Source organism: Ruegeria sp. CF1, assembly GCF_056537445.1.
The window spans coordinates 75,006-94,549 of record NZ_JBQFRN010000008.1 but is presented as its reverse complement, the minus strand read 5'-3'; the positions used below and the strand labels follow the sequence as shown (position 1 = coordinate 94,549).

Sequence of the window (19,544 nt, the reverse complement as noted above, 5' to 3'; positions counted from 1 at the left end):
GTCAGCGATCGTCTGACCTGATACGGGTTTTGCTTGAAAACACGCTGGAATCGAGATTTCCGCCTTCAGTCAACGGCCCCAGCAGTACGGTCGTTTGACTTCCAGCGTTATCGTGGATCACCCATTTGCGCAGCTCAACCGGATTGGATGTGAACATTAACTCGATCCGCCCGCTTTCCGGGTTCTTGGGGTCCTGAGCCGTCACAACCGTAGCGGTCCCGTCAAAATCGTGCCCAACGACCATATTGGCTTGCCCCAGATTGACATTCCGCGCCAACACCAGTGACAGCGGTGTGCGTTTCAGCGGGTACTGTTCGGGCGGCTGATTGGATTTCGGGTCAAAGATCTGCACCGTCCCCGACCGCGCCAAAACTACCGCGCTGTTGGGCGGATCATATTCGAACCGCATTTTTCCGGGCCGCTCGAGCCACAGCTTACCGGTGCTAAGCGATCCGTCATCATTCACCTGTGTGAATGTGGTCTGAACCGTCTTCATCTGGTTCAGGTAGTTAGAGATTTGCGACAGTGGCAGCTTTTCAGCCGCCCACGCGGCGGGCGCAGCCAGTGTCAGAGCAAGAGCAAAAGCAATCTGTTTCATAGGACCCAGATAGGCGTTCTGCCCTTGTTATTAAATATCTTACTGCTCGGGGACGAGGATTTCGCGTTTTCCAACGTGATTTGCCCCGGAAACAACGCCTTCGTCCTCCATCTGCTCAACAAGCCGCGCAGCTTTGTTGTAGCCAATGGCAAGTTTTCGCTGAATGTAGGACGTCGAGCATTTGCGATCTTTGATCACAATCGCCACTGCCTGATCGTAAAGGGCGTCTTCTCCGTTCGTGTTGCCACCCGTGTTCAGGCCCAGAACAGCGTCGATATTGTCAGCCTTTTCCTCGGCCGGGCCATCGACCACGCCGCTCATGTAGGCCGGCGGACCGAACTGTTTCAGGTGGTTGACGATTTCTTCGACCTCTTCATCCGAGACAAACGGACCGTGACAACGGGTGATCTTCGCCCCGCCCGCCATATACAGCATGTCGCCCTGCCCCAGAAGTTGTTCGGCACCCATCTCGCCCAAAATGGTGCGACTGTCGACTTTCGAAGTCACCTGGAACGAAATCCGGGTCGGGAAGTTCGCCTTGATCGTCCCGGTGATCACATCAACAGAGGGGCGCTGAGTGGCCATGATCAGGTGAATGCCCGAAGCCCGCGCCATCTGCGCCAGACGCTGGATGCAGGCCTCGATCTCCTTGCCCGCGACCATCATCAGGTCGGCCATTTCGTCGACGATCACAACGATATAAGGCATTGCTTCGGGCGCGAATTCTTCGGTCTCGAACATTGGCTCGCCGGTTTCATCGTCAAAGCCGGTCTGGACCGTGCGGCTGAACATCTCGCCCTTGGACAGCGCATCCTTCACGCGGCCATTGTAGCCCGCGATATTGCGCACGCCCATTTTGGACATTTTGCGATAGCGATCCTCCATCTCGCCCACGACCCATTTCAGGGCCACAACCGCCTTTTTCGGGTCGGTCACAACGGGCGAGAGCAGGTGCGGGATACCGTCATAGACCGACAGTTCCAACATCTTGGGGTCGATCATGATCAGGCGGCACTCATCCGGCGTTAGCTTATAAAGCAGCGACAGGATCATCGTATTGATTGCCACCGACTTACCGGAACCAGTCGTACCAGCGATCAAGAGGTGAGGCATTTTTGCCAAGTTCGCCACCACGGACTCACCGCCGATATCCTTGCCCAACGCCAAGGGCAGCGCATGATTACCATCGCCGAAATCGCGACTGGCGAGGATTTCGCGCAGCACCACCATCTCACGGTTTTCATTGGGCAGTTCAATGCCAATAACCGAGCGCCCCGGTAGAGTTGAAACCCGCGCGGACAAAGCCGACATTGAGCGCGCGATATCGTCGGCCAAACCGATCACACGGCTGGCTTTTAAACCCGGTGCAGGCTCCAATTCGTACATGGTCACAACCGGACCGGGGCGGACGCTGACGATCTCACCCTTGACGCCGTAGTCATCCAGCACGTTTTCCAGCATCCGCGCATTTTCCTCGAGCGCCTCATCGCTTAGGTGATGGCGTTGGATGCTTGCAGGGTTGGACAGAAGGCCCAGCGGTGGCAGTTCGAAATCAGAATGCCGTTCCTCGAAAGAAAGTGTCGGCTGTGCTTCGGCTTGCGCCCTGCGCGAAGGTGGAGGAGTGCGTCGGACCGGTTGAGCTACTACAGGTTTACGCGGCTCAGCGACAGGAATCTTGACAGCCTGTCTCGCTTGGAGCGCGGGTTCGGAGGCATCATCAAACACGGCCTCATCATCATAGTCCGGTTCGGAAACATAGTCCTGCTGCATCCAATTATCAGCCTCGGAGTCAGCCGCCAGCGTCTCAACATCAGATCCTGCTGTCAGCGGTGGTTCGGGTGGCAAACCTGCAGAGGTCATCGGGGGTTCGGGCGGCAACTCGTCTGCCGCGCCAGAGTTCAAAATCAACGGGTCCGGTCCCCTGCCCCGCCCTTTGGTCAATGGCAAGTTGGGATCGGGTTCGGGCGTTAGCACACCAGCGGCCACTTTACGATTGCGCACAGCGGCGGATATCTTGGACCTGATGCGATCCTCACCCGGCATGTCGTAATACCCTTCGACCGCAACGTTTTCGACCAACTCAGGCTCGGGCATTGGGTCAGGACGACGGATCAGGGAAGGCATTCGAGCCAGAAGGCCTGTCTTGGCGACAGGTTCCTGCGCTTCAATCTCAGGGTCTTCAAAGACCGGATCAGCGTAGGCCAGGTCGTCGTCAAAATCCGCCTGAACCGGAACTGCACGTTCGGCCTTGCGCTCGGCCCATTGGGCCTTCCGGTCCCGTGCTGCCCGCGCTGTCGCCGATGCCCCGCGTCCCAGCGCGTTCATCAACAGATCATAGGCCATGACCAGTCCCAACAGAAACGCCCGGAAGCCATTGCGAACGTCCGCTTTGCCGAAACCCAACACAAATACACCCAGAGCCAGCATACCGACCGCCATCGCCAGCGACATCAGCTTGACCAGGAAATGCGATGAGATCGGCAACAACGTCAAAATCGCGCCCATCACTGTATCGCCGAATAGACCGCCCAAGCCATAGCTGTGCGTCGCCCGCCATTCCGCACCCGGTACCAGAGTCGCTGCATAGACAGCCAGAACGGCGATCCAGATCGGCGCAAAAATCAGGCGGGCAATGGCACGGTCTTCACCTAAATGACCCGCAAAGCGCACACCCCATGTGATCAGAACGAGTGCAACGCCCAGGCTGCCCCAGCCTACGATCATAAACAACGGTGCGGCGATTGAGGCCCCGACGCGCCCCATCCAGTTTTGCACAGGCGCATCGGTCGAAACCATCCAGTTTGGATCATCGGGCGTATAGGACCAGATCATCGCTGCAGCGGCCAACCCCAACAGGATCAAAGCGATCCCGATCAGTTCTTTGCTACGCCGTTCAATGGCGGCTTGCGTGTTGCTGTCCAGCAGCGGGTCACGGTTTCGCGCGTTATATGATGCCATTTTGCCCTCGTACCTCACGAATAGATGCAGTCGCGGAGTGTAATCAGCCCGCGCTTCATCTCTGTTTTTGGGGCCACCATCGCGACCCGGATAAATTGCTCGCCAGGGTTTTGCCCCGGATCACCTTGAGAAAGATATGCACCCGGCAGAACCCGTACGCCGGTTTCCTGCCAAAGCTTCAATGCGGTTTCTTCGCCGTTTTCGACGGGTAGCCACAGGAAGAACCCGGCCTCGGGCGGCATGTAGCCCTGTACGCCTGCAAAAACCTCATCCGCGACGGCGTATTTCTCCTGATACAGCGCGCGGTTTTCCTGCACATGCGCTTCATCCGCCCAAACCTTGACGGCGGCGGCCTGCAGCGGGGCGGGCAAAGGGGCACCCGCATAGCTGCGTAACAGTTTGACACGGCTGATTGTTTCAGGTCCACCTGCGATCAGCCCCGACCGCAGCCCGGCCAAGTTCGACCGCTTGGATAGAGAGTTGAACAGCGTGACACGTTCGGGGTCAGCACCCAGTTCCTGCGCAACGGTCAGCGCGCCAACCGGCGCGGCGTCGCGGTAGATTTCGGAATAGCATTCATCGGCAAAGATGCGGAAATCGTACTTTTCAGCCAATTGAATCAGCTCAACCCAGTAATCGCGCGAGGCGACCGCCCCCTGAGGGTTCGCGGGCGAGCAGATATAGGCTACAGCAGTACGGTTCAGAACCTCTTCGGGCAGGCCTGCATAGTCTGGCAAATGACCAGTGGCAGCGGTTGCCGGCACGAAATATGGCTGCGCACCGACCGAAATCGAGGCAACCATGTAGACCTGATAGAAGGGGTTCGGGCACAGAATGATCGGTTGCTGCCCGTTTTTCTGCTCGGGGCAGAGCGCCATTGCAGCGTTATAAAGACCCTCGCGCGTACCGTTCAGTGCCATCACATTGGCATCTGCATCCATCGACACACCATAGCGGCGGTTGATCCAACCCGTGATCGCTGCGCGCAATTCAGGTGAGCCTTCGTTCGGGGGATAGCCCTGAAACCCGGCGGCGTTTTCCATGATCACGTCGGTCACCCAAGATGGGAAATCATGCTTGGGCTCGCCAATGGTCATGTGAACGACTTCACCACCCGGCTGATGATGATCCAACAGGGCGCGTAGACGCGGAAATGCGTATTCCGGTAGGTTCGAAAACCGCTCGGGGAAATTCATGATACTGCCTCAATTTCGGGGTCATTTTGCGCCCCGTTTTATGGCAGATTACAGATCGACCCGGGCTTCGTCCAGACAAAGAGGTGCCGAATCAGGGGATTGTGGCATTCAGGTCAAAGCCCTTTCGGCTGCTGAGCCGAGCCGTAACAAGGCCTCTTCCGACCCCGGATAGCCCAACATCATCAGCCCGCAACCGGGTGTTCCCGTGGGCAAAGTCAGTGCCGCAAGCCCCATCAGATTGCCGATCCGGGTGTTGCGGAGAGCCAAGAGATTTTCGGTAACATAGTAGTCATGATCATTCATCAACCGGTCGAGATTGGGCGGTAGGATCGGGGCCGTCGGCGCAAGCACGGCGTCAAAGCCCGCAGTGGCCGCATCCCAAGCCTGTCGACAAGCGGTTAGTTTCGACCAAGCAGCCACGTAATCGGGGCCGGAATAGGCCTTGCCCATTCGGAACCGTTCAAGGATTTCGGGATACATCGCCTCGGGGTTCGCTTCTATCACATCTCGCCACAAGCCGTAGGCTTCGGTTGTATAGAGCACACCCGACAGGCTCATCGCTTCGTTCAGCTCAGGCACGTCAAGCGGAACGATCTCGGCCCCGGCCTCTTTCAGGCGCGCCAGCGCCTCATCATAGGCGTTGGCTGGAGCTTCGCGCAGATCGTCCTTGGCGACGTTCTGTAAATCAGCAAAGCGGCGACCGCTCAATGACGCCCCGCGCAGATCAGCCGGGGCGGTGCCCTCAAGCGCGGCAAGCATATGTGCGGCGTCCTCAACTGATCGCGCCAGCGGCCCAACGGTATCGAATTTCAGACACAGCGGCACGACGCCCTCAAGGCTAACGCGCCCCGCCGTGGTTTTCAGCCCCACCAGATCGTTCCAGGCCGAGGGAATCCGCACCGATCCACCCGTGTCCGAGCCAACGCCGCCTGCAGCAAGCCCCCAAGCCACCGAAGCTCCTGCACCTGAAGATGAGCCGCCCGGCACTGCGTCTTCGTCATTCACGCATGGAGGCGTAGCCGTCACAGGGTTTAGACCCAAACCCGAGAACGCCAATTCGCTCATATGCGTTTTACCCAGACAGACCGTACCCATCGCGGTCGCGTTCCGCACCACCTGCGCATCGGATTCGGGCACGCGGCCTTCCAACAGGGCTGAACCGGCCTCGGTCCCTACGCCTGCCGTGTCAAACAGGTCTTTCCAGCTGATCGGGACGCCATCCAACAAAGACCGACGCAGGCCAAGCTTTGCCCGCTCTTGCGCCGCAAGGGCCTCGGCGCGGGCGCGATCGTGGGTCACCCAAGCATAGATCCGATCGCGATGTGGATGGGCGTCAATCGCGCTTAGATAAGTTTCTGTCAGTTCAACCGGATCGATCTGCCCCATTCCGATACCACGGCCCAAATCACATGCCGTCATGGTCAGCCAGTCTTGCATCCGGTCCCCTCCCGAGTAATTCCGTGATCGGACGGTAGCGACAGGACCGCACATGGACAATCCCGAAAGGGCGCGCATATTGCAGCACATGGAACACAGATCCGATATCCTGATCGTTGGTGGTGGCCTGAACGGCCCTGCCCTTGCGCTGGCGCTGGCCCAGACCGGGCATTCAGTCACGGTTGTTGACGCTCTGGCAGAGAAAGTGCGCAAGAATGCGGCCTTCGACGGGCGCGCCTATGCGCTTGCATTGGCGTCGCAACGTCTGCTCGACGCGATAGGCGTTTGGAAAAAGGTGGAAAAGCACGCCCAGCCTATGCTGGAGATCAAGGTAACGGATGGTCATGCCGGTGCCGGACCTTCCCCGTTCTTTATGCATTTCGACCATGCCGAGATCGAAGAAGGCCCGATGGGCTATATGGTCGAAGATCGCCACCTGCGGCGGGCTTTTCTGGAGGCCATGACCGAACAAGACGGGATTACCGAAATCAGCGGCAAAACGGTCGTGTCTCAGGACATCTCGGCAAACGGGGCAACGCTGACGCTGGATGACGGGGCCACCTTGTCCGGCAGCCTACTGGTGGGTTGCGATGGCCGCCGCAGCGGCACCGCTATGCGCGCCGGAATCAAACGAACCGGCTGGGACTATGGCCAGACCGCTCTGGTCTGCGCCATTGAACACGAGCTACCGCATCACGGTATCGCCCATCAGTTCTTCATGCCCCCCGGCCCGTTGGCGATTCTGCCGCTGACCGGGAACCGCAGTTCCATCGTCTGGAGCGAACGCACTGAGACGTCCGCGCAGATCAATGCGCTGCCCGAGGCAGATTACCTACAAGTTCTGCGCCCGCGCTTTGGCGATTTCCTGGGGGATATCCGCCTGCAGGGTGACCGGTTCACATACCCGTTGAACCTGACCATCGCCAATTCCTTCATCTCGGACCGGTTGGCTTTGGTCGGAGACGCCGCCCATGGCATGCACCCCATCGCCGGGCAAGGCCTGAACGCAGGTCTGCGTGATGTCGGTGCATTGGCCGAGGTTCTGACCCTTGCGGGACGACGTGGCGAGGATATCGGATCAACGCTTGTGCTGGAGCGCTATCAGGAGTGGCGCCGGTTCGACACCGCCTCGCTTGCGATGGCGACTGATGTGTTCAACAAGCTGTTTTCGAACGACAATCCCCTGCTCCGCATAGGTCGGGATATTGGAATGGGTATTGTCGGGTCGCTGCCCGGACTGCGCCGAGGCTTTGTGCGCGAAGCGGCAGGTTTGACCGGCGATCTACCTAAGCTGCTGCAGGGACACCCGATCTAGTCCAGCTCTCGGGCCTCATCCACTAGCATCACTGGAATACCGTTGCGGATTGGAAAGGCCAGAGCGGCGGCTTTTGACACCAGCTCTTGCCGTTCGGCATCATAGTGCAGCGTCGTGTGGGTCTGCGGACAAATCAACGCCTCAAGCATATGGCGGTCAAAGGCGTGTTCGGTATCGCTCATTGCAGTTTTTCCTCATTCGATCCGCCGCGCATGGCGAATTCAATCAATGTCACCAATGTCTCGCGCCGGGTGCGCAAGCAGGGGGCCTCAAGCAGGGCTTGCTTTTCCTCGGGGTCAAACTCTAGCATCATCGACAGGGAATTGACCAAAAGCTCATCATCGGCATCTTTCATTGTGTCCCAATCGGTGGACAACTGACGGGACGAAAAAAACCGTTCCAACAGCCGCAGGAACCTGTTCCGATCAAAACCGTCATCCACCTCGGCCTTGCCCAGATCACGGTCAAACCCGTCCCAGGACACCGAAACCCGGCGATACGGGGTGAAACTGTCCAACTCTGATTTGACCCTGAACCGAGAGATTCCCGTCAGCGTAATCAGATACCTGCCATCTTCGGTCTCGGAAAACTGGGTGACCCGTCCAGCGCAGCCGATCTGGTGCAGCTTGGTTTCGTCACCCTGACAGGTATTCGGTTGCACCATCCCGATCAGGCGTTCTTGCGTTTTCAGCGCGTCGTCCAGCATCTGTAGGTAGCGCGGCTCAAAAATATGCAGCGGCAGGCGAGACCGTGGCAGCAGCAGCGCTCCGGGCAAAGGGAAAACGGATACCGTTTCCGGCAAATCGGCAGGATGCATCATGTACCCGAGTTTAGTTCTGATCGGGGATTAGGCAAATATCATCGAGCTGAGCTTGCGCCGCCCGTTCAGAACAATCGGGTCATTGGGCTTGAGCGCATCGAAAATTGTGAAGAGCTGCGCCTTTGCCGCCCCATCATTCCACTCGCGATCGCGGCGGAACAATTCCAACAGTTGAGCCACTGCCTCTTCGACATCGCCATTGGCATGCAGGGCCTGCGCCAGATCGAAACGGGCTTGATGGTTGTCTGGCTCGGCCTCAACTGTTGCAGTCAACTCACCTACCGGACCAGCATCTGCAGCCTGCTTGGCCAATTCCAGTTGCGCATGGGCCGCTTCAACCTCGGGTGAAGTGGAAATCTCGGCAGGAGCGCCATTGAGGATCGCCTCAGCCTGATCCAGATCCCCCGATGCAATATGCGCGCGCACCAACCCGCCATAAGCGGCAGCGTGATTGGGGTCTTCACCCAGTATGGCGGCAAAAGTCTGTGCCGCGTCTACAGCGGCCCCCTCGGTCAACATTTCTTCGGCAGCTTGCACAGCATCATCTAGTTGACCACCCGGGCTTTCACCGCCCGCGGCTTCGATCACACGATCTATGAAGGCCTTGATCTCGGACCCTGGCAAAGCGCCCTGAAACCCGTCGATCGGTTGGCCTTTGTGAAATGCATAGACCATCGGAATCGACTGGATGCGCAGTTGTCCTGCAATCATCTGCGCTTCGTCCACGTTGATCTTGACCATCTTGACCGCACCCTTGGCAGCGGTCACGGCCTCTTCCAACGCCGGGCCCAGCGTTTTGCAGGGGCCGCACCAAGGCGCCCAGAAGTCAACGATGATCGGCGTCTCTTGTGAGGCTTCGACCACATCGGCCATGAAGGTGGCCTCGGTCCCGTCTTTAATCAGATCAGTGGCTTGGGGGCTGCCTGCGCCGTTCAGAAGGTCCATGGCTTATACTCTCTGGTTCGAACTTGCGCCCTATATGCAGTCCAATGCGGCAGAAACCAAGGGGAGAGTTCGGCGAATTTGCTTCGGTCAGACGTCAAACGTGGCGAATACCGGGGCGTGATCACTGGGTTTATCCCATCCGCGCGCGTCGCGCAGAATGCGGCTGGAATGACCCGCGTTCGAGATATCGGGCGTAGCCCAGACATGATCCAGCCTGCGTCCCTTGTCGGCGGCATCCCAATCTCGTGCCCGATAAGACCACCAGCTGTATAGCTGGCCCTCGGGAATATCCTGCCGGGTGATATCGACCCAGCCACCTGCATCCTGAGTCTCGGCCAGCGTTTCAACCTCGATCGGCGTATGTGAGACCACCTTCAGCAACTGCTTGTGCGACCAGACATCATCTTCGCGGGGCGCAATATTCAGATCGCCTACCAGAATGGACTTTTTCGGCTTTTCCGCACGGAACCAATCGCGCATGTCAGCGAGGTAATCCAGCTTTTGGCCAAACTTTTCGTTCACTTCGCGATCCGGCACATCGCCCCCGGCGGGGACATAGAAATTATGAATGGTCACGCCATTCTCCAACCGCCCCGCAATGTGTCGCGCATGACCCAGAGCCGCGAAATCCTTATCCCCTACTTCCTTAAGCGGAAGGCGCGACAGGATGGCAACGCCGTTATACCCCTTCTGGCCCCGCGCAATCATATGCGTATAGCCCAGCTCGGCGAACCCTTCGGTCGGGATTTTGTCGACCGGCGATTTGCATTCCTGTAGACACAGCACATCCGGCGCCTCTTCCTGCAGCAATTTCAGAACGATAGGCTCGCGCAGGCGGACCGAATTGATGTTCCATGTGGCAAGGGTGAAGGGCATATCCGGGGGTTCCTTTGTCGAAGTTGCCGCAGGTTAGCGCGGCGCCAAGCGAGGTGCCATCGAAAAACAAAGCAATGTTGCCTGACCCGGCGGTTACGGAAACTTGCAAAGTTTCCGGTCCGATTTCATTGAATGAAATCGGATGCCCGGTGCCGATATCGCCCTGCACGATACAGTTGCACCCTACGAAAAAAGCCGGGCCATCAGGCCCGGCAGTCCAACAGGGAGGTGCATGTCATAACCCGGACATGCGCGGGTTGGGAGTAATCTAAAGATACCTAAAGAGTATCACTTTGATCCAAGTCAATCCACCATTAGTCAAGCAACAAGGCGATATCCGCCCGATTCTGTGACCAAAAGGCGTGCATTCGACGGGTCGGGTTCAATCTTCTGACGCAGACGATAGATATGGGTTTCAAGGGTGTGTGTTGTAACGCCCGCGTTGTAACCCCAGACTTCGTGCAACAGAACATCACGTGCAACGACGCCGTCAGTTGATCGATAGAGGAACTTGAGAATGTTAGTCTCTTTCTCGGTCAGGCGGATCTTGCGATCATCTTCAGTCATCAGCATCTTCATGGCCGGTTTGAAGGTGTAGGGCCCCAGAACAAAGACCGCATCCTCGGATTGTTCATGCTGGCGCAGTTGGGCCCGAATCCGGGCCAGAAGAACCGGAAATTTAAAAGGCTTGCTGACATAATCATTTGCGCCAGCATCAAGACCCAGGATCGTGTCAGCATCGCTATCGTGCCCGGTCAGCATCAGCACCGGGCTTTTGACGCCCTGCTTGCGCATCAGGCGACACAGCTCACGGCCATCGGTATCCGGCAGGCCGACATCCAGAATCACCAGATCGTATATTGCTTCGCGCGCGCGTTCCATTGCCGACGCGCCATCGGACGCCTCGAACACGTCAAAGTCTTCGGTCATGACAAGTTGCTCGCTGAGCGCTTCGCGCAGGTCTTCGTCGTCATCCACCAGCAGGATTTTCTTGAGCTGAGCCATGTACGGTCCTCCTAAGTCTTTTCCATCACTTGCGTATGAAGAATGCAATCAGCAAGATTTACTGCAGTCGTCTCACGCCCTCGTGTCTGACGCCGAGGAAATGTTTCACATTTTCCAGTGATCGGGGTAGGACAGGGTCTGATCGTTTCAAGGTAAACTGCATGAGTCTCACTCCCGACATCACCGAATTGCTGGCACGGGCGCGGGCTGACCTGCGTATGGGTGTTCCCGTTGTTCTGACCGACGAACTGGGATTTGGAGTACTCGCATTCGCCACCGAGTCCCTGAGCCCGCAAAGGTTGGCCGATTTGCGCGGCTTGGGCGGGGATCCCGTTGTCGCCATCACGGTTCGGCGCGCTGAAACACTTAAAGCGCGTGCATATGACGGCGATCTTGCTCGCGTCATGATCCCGGCGGATGCTGGGCTGAGCTGGGTGCAGGCGGTGGCCGACCCGTCCGATGATCTGAACGCCCCGATGAAGGGCCCGCTGATGACCGAACGGCAAGGCAGCGCAAATCTGCACCGGATCGCTATTGCGTTGGCCAAGTCGGCGCACTTGCTTCCGGCCGCCGTCGTCGCCCCTATTCAAGACGGGCGCGAATTTGCGGCAGATCATGGTCTGACCTGCATTGACCATGCCCGGGCCGCGCCACATCTGACAGATCGCAGTGCTCTGCACCCTGTCGTCGCCGCACGCCTGCCGATGGAAGTGTCGGAGGCCGGGCGCCTGCATGTATTCCGCCCCGAAGATGGTGGAGAGGAACACTATGCGGTTGAAATCGGTCGCCCTGACCGCGACAAGCCCGTCCTCGCGCGGCTGCATTCGGCCTGTTTCACGGGCGATCTCATGGGCAGCCTGAAATGTGACTGTGGCCCGCAACTGCGCGGGGCCTTGGCCCAGATGGGGGACGAGGGTGCGGGCGTCCTGCTCTATCTGAATCAGGAAGGGCGTGGGATCGGGCTTGCCAACAAGATGCGCGCCTATTTTCTTCAGGATCAGGGATTTGACACAGTCGAGGCCAATCACCGGCTTGGATTCGAAGACGATGAACGGGATTTCAGGCTCGGCTCGGATATCCTGAAATCGCTAGGCTTCAATTCGGTCCGTCTACTGACCAACAACCCTGCAAAAATCGCGATGATGGAACGCACAGGTATCGCCGTCACCGAACGTGTTCCGTTGAAAGTAGGTGAAACAGATTTCAACCGCGCGTATCTGGCGACCAAAGCGGCAAAGTCAGGCCACCTGCTGTGACACCAAGCGATCTGGTTCTTACACCACGTGGCATTCGGTTTCTCGGGCACCTGTTCCCCTGCGCTATAGGCAAAGGGGGCTTGAGCCCAACCAAGCAGGAAGGTGACGGAACAACACCAACAGGTGTGCATCACATTGTGGGTATGCTCTATCGCGCAGACCGAATGCCACGGCCGGCGCATTGGGCACGACCGATCGGACCGCGCGATTTATGGTCAGACGACGTAGAGGACGATGCGTATAACCATTTGGTGCGGGCGCCTCATGATTTCAGTCACGAGAAACTGCGTCGCCCAGATCCGCTTTATGACCTGATCTTGATAACCGATTGGAACTATCCCAATTCAGAACCCAGCCGGGGATCGGCCATCTTCCTGCATCAATGGCGACGCCCACGGTTTCCGACCGAAGGCTGCATCGCATTCAGGCGCGACCACCTACGTTGGATTGCCCAAAAAATCACGCTGGGCACACGGCTGATCATCCCTGAGGCTTAACCCGCGCCCCGAATATGGCAGACCCAATACGGACGTGTGTGGCACCCAAGGCGATTGCCGATTCAAAATCACTGCTCATTCCCATCGACAAACCCTCCAGCCCATTCCGCTCTGCGATTTTTGCCAATAACGCGAAGTGCAACGCGGGTTCTTCTTCAACCGGTGGAATGCACATCAAACCTCGGACGGGCAGGTCCTGGCTGCGGCACTCAGCAATGAACGCATCAGCATCTTGTGGAAGAGTACCGGCTTTCTGATCCTCTTCGCCTGTGTTGATCTGTATAAAAAGATCCGGGCACTTACCCATCTCTTGCGCCAATCGTGCCAATGTTTTGGCGAGCTTTGGTCGATCAACTGAATGGATGGCATTGCAAAGCTCAATCGCCTGCCGTGCCTTGTTTGTTTGCAATGGACCGATCAGATGCAGATCGATGTCCGGAAAACTCTCGCGAAATGCAGGCCATTTGCCAGCGGCTTCCTGCACACGGTTTTCTCCGAAACACCGGTGGCCCTGCTTCAACACGGCTTCGACCCGGTCATTAGGTTGCACCTTGGAAACCGCGATTAATTGCACCGAGCCTTCGGCGCGTCCTGCCGCAGATTCAGCTATGGCTATTCGATCGGTGATTTCTTGCAGCGACATGGGTCCCTCATTCTGCGTTTGCAGCAGCAAAACACCATGTGGCGGCAAAAGAAAAGGGCAGGTCCGAAGACCTGCCCATGAACCTTGTGGTTCAGATCAACTTAGAAGTTGAACTGAGCACCAAAGTCGGCACGCAGCTGGCTGTCGCCGTCGCCACGCTTCTGGTTGCCGATACCACCGCGCAGCGATGCACCGCCACCCAGGTCGTAGATGGCACCGATGCCGTACTGCTGCAGATCGTCGTCTGCCGAACCGTCACCGTAAGCGAAGGTCAGAGTGGTTGCCGCGCCCAGGTTGTAGGCTGCCGACAGACCGTATGCGGTGCCGTTGCGGTCATCGTTTGCAACGTCATCGTCTGCGACGAACAGAGTACCGGAGAAGTCACCGAATTCTGCACCCAGGGTCAGAACGGTCAGGCTCTGCTTGTCGGCGTCGCCCAGACCGCTGGTCTGACCGTAGGCCAGAGCGGCAGTTACGTTACCGAAGGTGTAGGTCGCGCTGATGTCCCAGCGGTCTGCATCATCAGTGTCCGCACCCGCAACAGCTTCGTCAGCAAATGTGCGCTGGTCATACGACGCGCCGAAGGCGAAGTCGCCAACTGCGTACTGGAAGAACACAGCGTTTGCGCCCGAACCGGTCGACGAATACGCCAGGAAGTCATAGTCGACGCCCGAGTACTGACCAATGAAGCTTTCCAGGCCAGGCTCGTTACCGTAGTAGTTTGCCAAGTTGTCGAACGAACCGGCTACGTTACCGGCGTCAACACGCAGACCACCGAAGATGACCGAGAAGCGTGCGCCGTTCAGGCCAGCGGAGTTTGCTTCGCCGTTGCCGGCATCTTCGTCTGCCTGCAGACGAACACGGCCTTCAAAGCGAACGCCACCGTCAGTTTCAACGATTCCGTCGATGTTCAGACGGAAGCGCGAGACCAGGATGGTTTCGTCGGTTTCTACGCCGGTCGCTTCACCACCACCAATTGCGTCAACGGTACCTGTACGGTCTTCCAGGTATCCCAGACCAAAGCGGCCGTAACCGCTGAACTTTACTTCGGCCGCTGCAACACTTGCGGTTGCAATCAGTGCGGTCGTTGCGAAGAGAACTTTTTTCATCTTGTTTCCCTCGGTTTCAAAGATTTTCTACTCGACACATGCAAAGCACGCGTCTCAGCACGGACACCGTTTCGCTTTTTTTGCCCCCGTTGCGCAAGCTTGGCATAAACGCAAAGACGTCATTCGGCCCAAATTGGTGCAAGGATGCCACAGTCGAATTCAACGGATCGTGCGGTTCGCGCGAGTCGATCATAAAAGAATAGGGTTGTTGCTGTACGGGTCCTTGTCTAGGAGTATCACTCGACAGAGCAAAACAAGTGACACGGGACCTTCCAACGATGCGCCGTATTACGATTCCAGGTTTGATCATGGTAACGGCTGCCTTATCAGCCTGCGGAGGGCCACCGCCTGGCGATGCAAGTGTGTTGACCGCTGATGGCAGCTCGACAGAGGAACGCGAACTGAATGACCCGAATCGTTCGACGATCTGGGACGTATTTGGCCCGAACACCTCAGAGCAGGTCACTCAGGTAAATCGCTATCTGTGGGCCGCATCGCTAGATGTACTGAATTTCTTACCGATCCAAGAGGTCGATCCGTTTACCGGAGTGATCGTAACGGGTTATGGCACACCGCCCGGCGGCGGGCGTTCCTATCGCGCGACAGTTCACATCAGTGATCCTGCTTTGGAAGCGCGTTCCTTGTCCGTGGCTCTTCAGACCAGTGGCGGTTCTCCGGTCAGCGCTGCAACGTCGCGCGCCGTCGAAGATGCGATCCTGTCTCGCGCGCGTCAGCTACGCATTGCGGACAACAAGTTCTAGAAACCCGACAAAAATCACACTATTACCACGCCGGGTTCCTACCCGGCGTTTTCATTCACGAAGGACCGCATGATGTCGCGCTACTCGGCCAACGAAATCGAAGCAAAATGGCAGGAGGCCTGGGACAAGGCCGGAATCTTCACCGCCAACCACAAGGCGGACAAGCCGAAATACTATGTGCTTGAGATGTTCCCCTACCCGTCTGGCCGCATCCACATGGGGCATGTTCGCAACTACACGATGGGTGATGTGATCGCCCGCCACAAGCTCGCAACCGGTCATAACGTGCTGCACCCGATGGGCTGGGACGCGTTCGGGATGCCTGCGGAAAACGCCGCAATGGCCAGCGGTGGCCACCCCAAAGATTGGACCTACGGCAATATCGCCGACATGCGCGGACAGATGAAGCCGCTGGGCCTGTCGATCGACTGGTCTCGTGAATTCGCCACCTGTGATCCGGAATACTATGGCCAGCAGCAGGCTTTGTTCCTGGATATGCTCGAGGCCGGTCTGGTTTATCGCAAGAACGCCGTTGTGAACTGGGACCCGGTCGATATGACCGTTTTGGCCAATGAACAGGTGGAAAACGGCCGTGGCTGGCGTTCAGGCGCCTTGGTTGAGCGTCGCGAGTTGACTCAGTGGTTTTTCAAGATTTCCGATTATTCCGAGGAACTGCTCGACGCGCTGGATACGCTGGATAACTGGCCCGCCAAGGTACGCCTGATGCAAGAGAACTGGATCGGCAAGTCCCGTGGCCTGCAATTCGGGTTCGAACGCACCGATGGAGGTGAGCCGATCACCGTCTACACGACACGGCCCGATACGCTGATGGGCGCGTCGTTTGTTGGCATCTCGCCCGATCATCCGATTGCCAAGCAGCTTGAGGCAGAAAACCCGAAAGTCGCTGAATTCGTTGCTGAATGCCGCAAGGGCGGCACCACCGAAGAGGCGATCGAAACCGCCGAAAAGCTGGGTTATGACACCGGCATACGTGTAAAACATCCACTCGACCCCAGCTGGGAGCTGCCGGTCTGGATCGCCAACTTTATCCTAATGGACTATGGCACCGGCGCCATCTTTGCCTGCCCAGCTCATGATCAACGCGACCTCGATTTCTGTCGCAAATACGGCCTGCCTGTGGTCGATACATTCTTTGCACTGGATGATGACACTCCAGTCGACAAAATCGCGTTTGTTCCACCGAAAACCGAAAAAGTCCGCTGGGTGAATCATTTTGCGGGTCTCACCGAGGCAACGGGTGACGAGGCCATCAATGCCACCGTTGATTTCGCCGAAAAGGCCGGTTGGGGTGAAGGTGTTACCAAATACCGCCTGCGCGATTGGGGGCTCAGCCGCCAACGCTATTGGGGCTGCCCGATTCCTGTTGTGCATTGTGATCAATGCGGCACGGTCTCCGAGAAGAAAGATAATCTGCCGATCGAGCTGCCTTATGATGATGGCAACGGCAAACCCATAGATTTTTCGATCCCCGGCAACCCGCTGGACCGCCACCCCAGCTGGCGCGACACCCCTTGCCCTTCCTGCGGCGCTCCAGCCAAGCGGGAAACTGACACGATGGACACGTTTGTCGATTCGTCGTGGTACTTCGCCCGTTTCACCGCTCCACGCGCGGAAACGCCCACCGATCTTGCCGAAGCCGAGTATTGGATGAATGTCGACCAATACATCGGTGGGATTGAGCATGCGATTCTGCACCTGCTCTATTCGCGCTTCTTCGCGCGGGCGATGAACATCACTGGTCATTTGCCGAAGAAAGCGATTGAGCCGTTCAACGCGCTGTTCACTCAAGGCATGGTGACTCATGAAATTTATCAAACACGCGACGCCAACGGTCGCCCGGTCTATCACCTGCCCGAAGACGTGACCGACGGCAAGCTGACCGACGGCACCGAGGTTGAAATCATCCCCTCAGCCAAAATGTCCAAGTCGAAAAAGAACGTCGTCGATCCGGTCAGCATCATCTCGGCCTTTGGTGCGGATACTGCGCGCTGGTTTGTTCTGTCCGACTCCCCACCTGAGCGCGACGTGGAATGGACCGCGTCGGGCGCCGAAGCCGCGTTCAAGCATCTCAGCCGCGTGCACCGCATCGCCGCAGAAATCGCAGAATCGGACTTGCCGGCCACAGCAGATGACGAAACGCTGCTACGTGAGATGCACAAAGCCATTCATGACGTATCGGGCGGGGTCGAATCCTTTGGCTTTAACGCATCTATCGCAAAGCTTTATGCATTCACCAACACGCTTGCTAAATCCAAAGCGGGCTCTGCAGTCAAGCGCGAGGCAGCCAAGACATTGGCGCAGCTGATGTCGCCGATGACGCCACACCTGTCCGAAGAACTTTGGCAGATGCTGGGCGGCGAAGGCCTGGTTGCAACCGCGCCTTGGCCCATCGCGGATGAGACCATGCTGATCGATGACACCATAACCCTGCCGATTCAGATCAACGGCAAGCGTCGGGCCGAAATCAGCGTAGCCAAAGATCTGGATAAAGCAGAGGTTGAAAAAATCGCGCTCAGCACCGAAGCTGTGCAAAAGGCGCTGGATGGCGCTGCACCGAAGAAAGTGATCGTTGTTCCGGGCCGGATCGTTAATGTCGTCGTTTGATCGTAGAACCCTGTTATTGATGCCGCTGGCACTCGCCGCTTGCGGGTTCGAGCCGGTTTATGCGCCCGGAGGATCAGGCTCGGCCTTGGATGGCAAGGTCGAGGTGTCCGCACCAAATACGGTCGAAAGCTTTCTGCTGGTCCAAAACCTGGAACGTAAATTAGGTCGAAGCGCGACCTCGGGCAACGAATACAAGCTGGATGTGGGGGTTTCGACGGTCACCCGCAGGGCCTCGATTACCACAGCGAATGAAACCAATCGCTATACGATCGACGGGAATGCGACTTACGCGCTGAAATCCAATGCGACCGGGCAAATCATCGCCTCGGGCAACGTTACCGAATTTGTCGGTTATTCTGCTGCAGGCTCGACCGTGTCTACACTGGCAGATGAACGCGACGCGACCGAGCGCTTGATGGTGATTCTGGCCGATCAGATCGTAAATCGCCTTTACGCCACGCCGGGCCTGTCCACATGAAGCTGAGCCCGCGCGAGGCTGATGGGTATTTTGCCAAGCCGGACGCGGACAAAGCCGGGCTGTTGATCTACGGGGCGGACGCGATGCGCGTTGCTCTAAAGCGTCAGCAAGTTCTGGCGGCTTTGTTGGGATCCGGCGCTGAAGAGGAAATGCGCCTGACCCGCATTCCCGGAAGCGATCTACGCAGCGATCCGGCCCTGTTGCTGGACGCGGTCAAGGCTGTCGGATTTTTCCCCGGTCCCCGCGCGGTGTTTGTTGAAGACGCCACCGATGTCGCAGCGCCTGCGATTCTCACAGCCCTTGAAGACTGGGATCATGGTGATGCACAGATCATCGTAACGGCCGGGCAGCTCAAACCCAGCTCGAAAATCCGCAAAGCATTCGAAGCGAACCCTGCCGCATACGCTGTTGGTATCTACGATGACCCGCCCTCGCGCGCCGAGGTGGAGCGCATTCTGGCGCAAGCCGGATTGAAGAATATTCCGCGCGATTCGATGTCGGCGCTAAGCGAACTTGCGATGGCGCTCAGCCCTGGTGATTTCACTCAATCAGTTGAGAAACTGTCGCTTTACAAACGCGGTGACGCCGGTGAACTGACGATTGAAGACATTGAAGCCTGTGCGCCGCGGTCGACCGAGGCGGCGCTGGATGATGTATTGAACGTCGTTGCCGAGGGCCGAGCACAGGAAATCGGCCCCCTTATCCGACGCCTGCAGGCGCAGGGCACCAACGGGGTCACCTTGTGTATTGGGGCGACGCGGCATTTCCGAACGCTCTATGCCTGCGCATCCGACCCTGGAGGCGCGGCGCAGGGTATCGGCAAGCTGCGCCCTCCGGTCTATGGCAAACGACGTGACCGGATCCTGAGGCAAGCTCAGGGATGGGGGGCGCCCAAGCTGCAGACCGCTTTAACCGTCCTTACAGATACGGACCTATCCTTGCGCTCGGCAGGTCAAACCGCACCTGCGATGGCACTGGTCGAGCGTGCCATGATCCGTCTGGCGATGCTGGCCCGATCGGGTTAA

18 protein-coding genes are annotated in these 19,544 nt (G+C 57.8%); 7 read left to right on the top strand and 11 right to left on the bottom strand.

What is annotated here, in order from left to right:
- Position 1: 1 nt before the first annotated feature.
- From ACRZ96_RS14790 to ACRZ96_RS14775, 4 genes are all read right to left on the bottom strand, one after another.
- Positions 2–598 (bottom strand): LolA family protein, encoded by a 597-nt coding sequence (locus ACRZ96_RS14790; RefSeq protein WP_170398828.1) that lies wholly within the window; start codon positions 596–598, stop codon positions 2–4.
- A gap of 39 nt (positions 599–637) precedes the next feature.
- Positions 638–3,556 carry a DNA translocase FtsK gene (locus ACRZ96_RS14785; RefSeq protein ID WP_170663233.1) on the bottom strand — a complete coding sequence of 973 codons (2,919 nt, stop codon included), beginning with the start codon at positions 3,554–3,556 and terminating at the stop codon, positions 638–640.
- Between the two features lie 14 nt (positions 3,557–3,570).
- The gene (locus tag ACRZ96_RS14780) at positions 3,571–4,752 is read right to left on the bottom strand and encodes an aminotransferase class I/II-fold pyridoxal phosphate-dependent enzyme (RefSeq protein ID WP_170663235.1); all 1,182 of its coding nucleotides are present in this window, start codon (positions 4,750–4,752) and stop codon (positions 3,571–3,573) included.
- A gap of 108 nt (positions 4,753–4,860) precedes the next feature.
- Positions 4,861–6,189 carry an amidase gene (locus tag ACRZ96_RS14775; RefSeq protein WP_480705846.1) on the bottom strand — a complete coding sequence of 443 codons (1,329 nt, stop codon included), beginning with the start codon at positions 6,187–6,189 and terminating at the stop codon, positions 4,861–4,863.
- Positions 6,190–6,277: 88 nt separating this feature from the next.
- Between ACRZ96_RS14775 and ACRZ96_RS14770 the strand changes: the two genes are divergently transcribed.
- Positions 6,278–7,504: an FAD-dependent monooxygenase gene (locus tag ACRZ96_RS14770; protein WP_480705848.1), complete on the top strand. Its 1,227-nt coding sequence runs from the start codon at positions 6,278–6,280 to the stop codon at positions 7,502–7,504.
- Here ACRZ96_RS14770 and ACRZ96_RS14765 read toward each other — a convergent pair.
- From ACRZ96_RS14765 to ACRZ96_RS14745, 5 genes are all read right to left on the bottom strand, one after another.
- The gene (locus ACRZ96_RS14765; RefSeq protein WP_170398842.1) at positions 7,501–7,686 is read right to left on the bottom strand and encodes a Trm112 family protein; all 186 of its coding nucleotides are present in this window, start codon (positions 7,684–7,686) and stop codon (positions 7,501–7,503) included. The two genes, ACRZ96_RS14770 and ACRZ96_RS14765, sit on opposite strands and share 4 nt — an antisense overlap.
- A complete protein-coding gene (locus ACRZ96_RS14760) occupies positions 7,683–8,324 on the bottom strand; it encodes an LON peptidase substrate-binding domain-containing protein (protein WP_170398861.1) in 642 nt (213 codons plus the stop codon). The genes ACRZ96_RS14765 and ACRZ96_RS14760 overlap by 4 nt, the downstream gene beginning before the upstream one ends.
- Before the next feature lie 27 nt (positions 8,325–8,351).
- Positions 8,352–9,269: a thioredoxin family protein gene (locus ACRZ96_RS14755; protein WP_170398864.1), complete on the bottom strand. Its 918-nt coding sequence runs from the start codon at positions 9,267–9,269 to the stop codon at positions 8,352–8,354.
- A gap of 87 nt (positions 9,270–9,356) precedes the next feature.
- The gene (locus ACRZ96_RS14750) at positions 9,357–10,145 is read right to left on the bottom strand and encodes an exodeoxyribonuclease III (RefSeq protein ID WP_480705851.1); all 789 of its coding nucleotides are present in this window, start codon (positions 10,143–10,145) and stop codon (positions 9,357–9,359) included.
- A 318-nt stretch (positions 10,146–10,463) separates the two neighbouring features.
- Positions 10,464–11,150, bottom strand: a complete 687-nt coding sequence (locus ACRZ96_RS14745; protein WP_170398869.1) for a response regulator transcription factor — start codon at positions 11,148–11,150, stop codon at positions 10,464–10,466.
- A gap of 161 nt (positions 11,151–11,311) precedes the next feature.
- On the opposite strand from ACRZ96_RS14745, the gene ribA reads away from it, so the two are divergent.
- The gene (ribA, locus tag ACRZ96_RS14740) at positions 11,312–12,406 is read left to right on the top strand and encodes a GTP cyclohydrolase II (protein WP_480705853.1); all 1,095 of its coding nucleotides are present in this window, start codon (positions 11,312–11,314) and stop codon (positions 12,404–12,406) included.
- Positions 12,403–12,903 (top strand): L,D-transpeptidase family protein, encoded by a 501-nt coding sequence (locus tag ACRZ96_RS14735; protein WP_480705855.1) that lies wholly within the window; start codon positions 12,403–12,405, stop codon positions 12,901–12,903. Before ribA ends, ACRZ96_RS14735 begins: the two co-directional genes overlap by 4 nt.
- Here the strand turns inward: ACRZ96_RS14735 and ACRZ96_RS14730 are convergent.
- Together ACRZ96_RS14730 and ACRZ96_RS14725 are read right to left on the bottom strand one after the other, a co-directional pair.
- On the bottom strand, positions 12,887–13,546 hold the full coding sequence (locus ACRZ96_RS14730; protein ID WP_480705857.1) for a YggS family pyridoxal phosphate-dependent enzyme: 660 nt from the start codon (positions 13,544–13,546) through the stop codon (positions 12,887–12,889). The genes ACRZ96_RS14735 and ACRZ96_RS14730 overlap by 17 nt on opposite strands.
- A 101-nt stretch (positions 13,547–13,647) precedes the next feature.
- Complete coding sequence (locus ACRZ96_RS14725) at positions 13,648–14,655, bottom strand: porin (RefSeq protein WP_170398881.1); 1,008 nt, start codon at positions 14,653–14,655, stop codon at positions 13,648–13,650.
- Positions 14,656–14,933: 278 nt separating this feature from the next.
- Here ACRZ96_RS14725 and ACRZ96_RS14720 point away from each other — a divergent pair, with 278 nt between their 5' ends.
- The 4 genes from ACRZ96_RS14720 (at position 14,934) to holA (ending at position 19,544) form a co-directional block, all read left to right on the top strand.
- The gene (locus tag ACRZ96_RS14720; protein WP_170398884.1) at positions 14,934–15,416 is read left to right on the top strand and encodes a DUF3576 domain-containing protein; all 483 of its coding nucleotides are present in this window, start codon (positions 14,934–14,936) and stop codon (positions 15,414–15,416) included.
- Between the two features lie 72 nt (positions 15,417–15,488).
- A complete protein-coding gene (gene leuS, locus ACRZ96_RS14715; protein ID WP_480562303.1) occupies positions 15,489–18,041 on the top strand; it encodes a leucine--tRNA ligase in 2,553 nt (850 codons plus the stop codon).
- Positions 18,028–18,519 (top strand): LPS assembly lipoprotein LptE, encoded by a 492-nt coding sequence (lptE, locus tag ACRZ96_RS14710; RefSeq protein WP_170398890.1) that lies wholly within the window; start codon positions 18,028–18,030, stop codon positions 18,517–18,519. Before leuS ends, lptE begins: the two co-directional genes overlap by 14 nt.
- The gene (holA, locus tag ACRZ96_RS14705) at positions 18,516–19,544 is read left to right on the top strand and encodes a DNA polymerase III subunit delta (RefSeq protein ID WP_480567918.1); all 1,029 of its coding nucleotides are present in this window, start codon (positions 18,516–18,518) and stop codon (positions 19,542–19,544) included. Before lptE ends, holA begins: the two co-directional genes overlap by 4 nt.

Excerpts from the sequence above, each read along its gene's own strand:
- lptE (WP_170398890.1), top strand. The coding sequence starts at position 18,028 with ATGTCGTCGTTTGATCGTAGAACCCTGTTATTGATGCCGCTGGCACTC.
- holA (WP_480567918.1), top strand. The coding sequence starts at position 18,516 with ATGAAGCTGAGCCCGCGCGAGGCTGATGGGTATTTTGCCAAGCCGGAC.
- ACRZ96_RS14720 (WP_170398884.1), top strand. The coding sequence starts at position 14,934 with ATGCGCCGTATTACGATTCCAGGTTTGATCATGGTAACGGCTGCCTTA.
- ACRZ96_RS14725 (WP_170398881.1), bottom strand. The coding sequence starts at position 14,655 with ATGAAAAAAGTTCTCTTCGCAACGACCGCACTGATTGCAACCGCAAGT.
- ACRZ96_RS14790 (WP_170398828.1), bottom strand. The coding sequence starts at position 598 with ATGAAACAGATTGCTTTTGCTCTTGCTCTGACACTGGCTGCGCCCGCC.
- ACRZ96_RS14785 (WP_170663233.1), bottom strand. The coding sequence starts at position 3,556 with ATGGCATCATATAACGCGCGAAACCGTGACCCGCTGCTGGACAGCAAC.
- ACRZ96_RS14755 (WP_170398864.1), bottom strand. The coding sequence starts at position 9,269 with ATGGACCTTCTGAACGGCGCAGGCAGCCCCCAAGCCACTGATCTGATT.
- leuS (WP_480562303.1), top strand. The coding sequence starts at position 15,489 with ATGTCGCGCTACTCGGCCAACGAAATCGAAGCAAAATGGCAGGAGGCC.
- ribA (WP_480705853.1), top strand. The coding sequence starts at position 11,312 with ATGAGTCTCACTCCCGACATCACCGAATTGCTGGCACGGGCGCGGGCT.
- ACRZ96_RS14775 (WP_480705846.1), bottom strand. The coding sequence starts at position 6,189 with ATGCAAGACTGGCTGACCATGACGGCATGTGATTTGGGCCGTGGTATC.
- ACRZ96_RS14730 (WP_480705857.1), bottom strand. The coding sequence starts at position 13,546 with ATGTCGCTGCAAGAAATCACCGATCGAATAGCCATAGCTGAATCTGCG.
- ACRZ96_RS14780 (WP_170663235.1), bottom strand. The coding sequence starts at position 4,752 with ATGAATTTCCCCGAGCGGTTTTCGAACCTACCGGAATACGCATTTCCG.
- ACRZ96_RS14770 (WP_480705848.1), top strand. The coding sequence starts at position 6,278 with ATGGAACACAGATCCGATATCCTGATCGTTGGTGGTGGCCTGAACGGC.
- ACRZ96_RS14765 (WP_170398842.1), bottom strand. The coding sequence starts at position 7,686 with ATGAGCGATACCGAACACGCCTTTGACCGCCATATGCTTGAGGCGTTG.
- ACRZ96_RS14750 (WP_480705851.1), bottom strand. The coding sequence starts at position 10,145 with ATGCCCTTCACCCTTGCCACATGGAACATCAATTCGGTCCGCCTGCGC.
- ACRZ96_RS14760 (WP_170398861.1), bottom strand. The coding sequence starts at position 8,324 with ATGATGCATCCTGCCGATTTGCCGGAAACGGTATCCGTTTTCCCTTTG.
- ACRZ96_RS14745 (WP_170398869.1), bottom strand. The coding sequence starts at position 11,150 with ATGGCTCAGCTCAAGAAAATCCTGCTGGTGGATGACGACGAAGACCTG.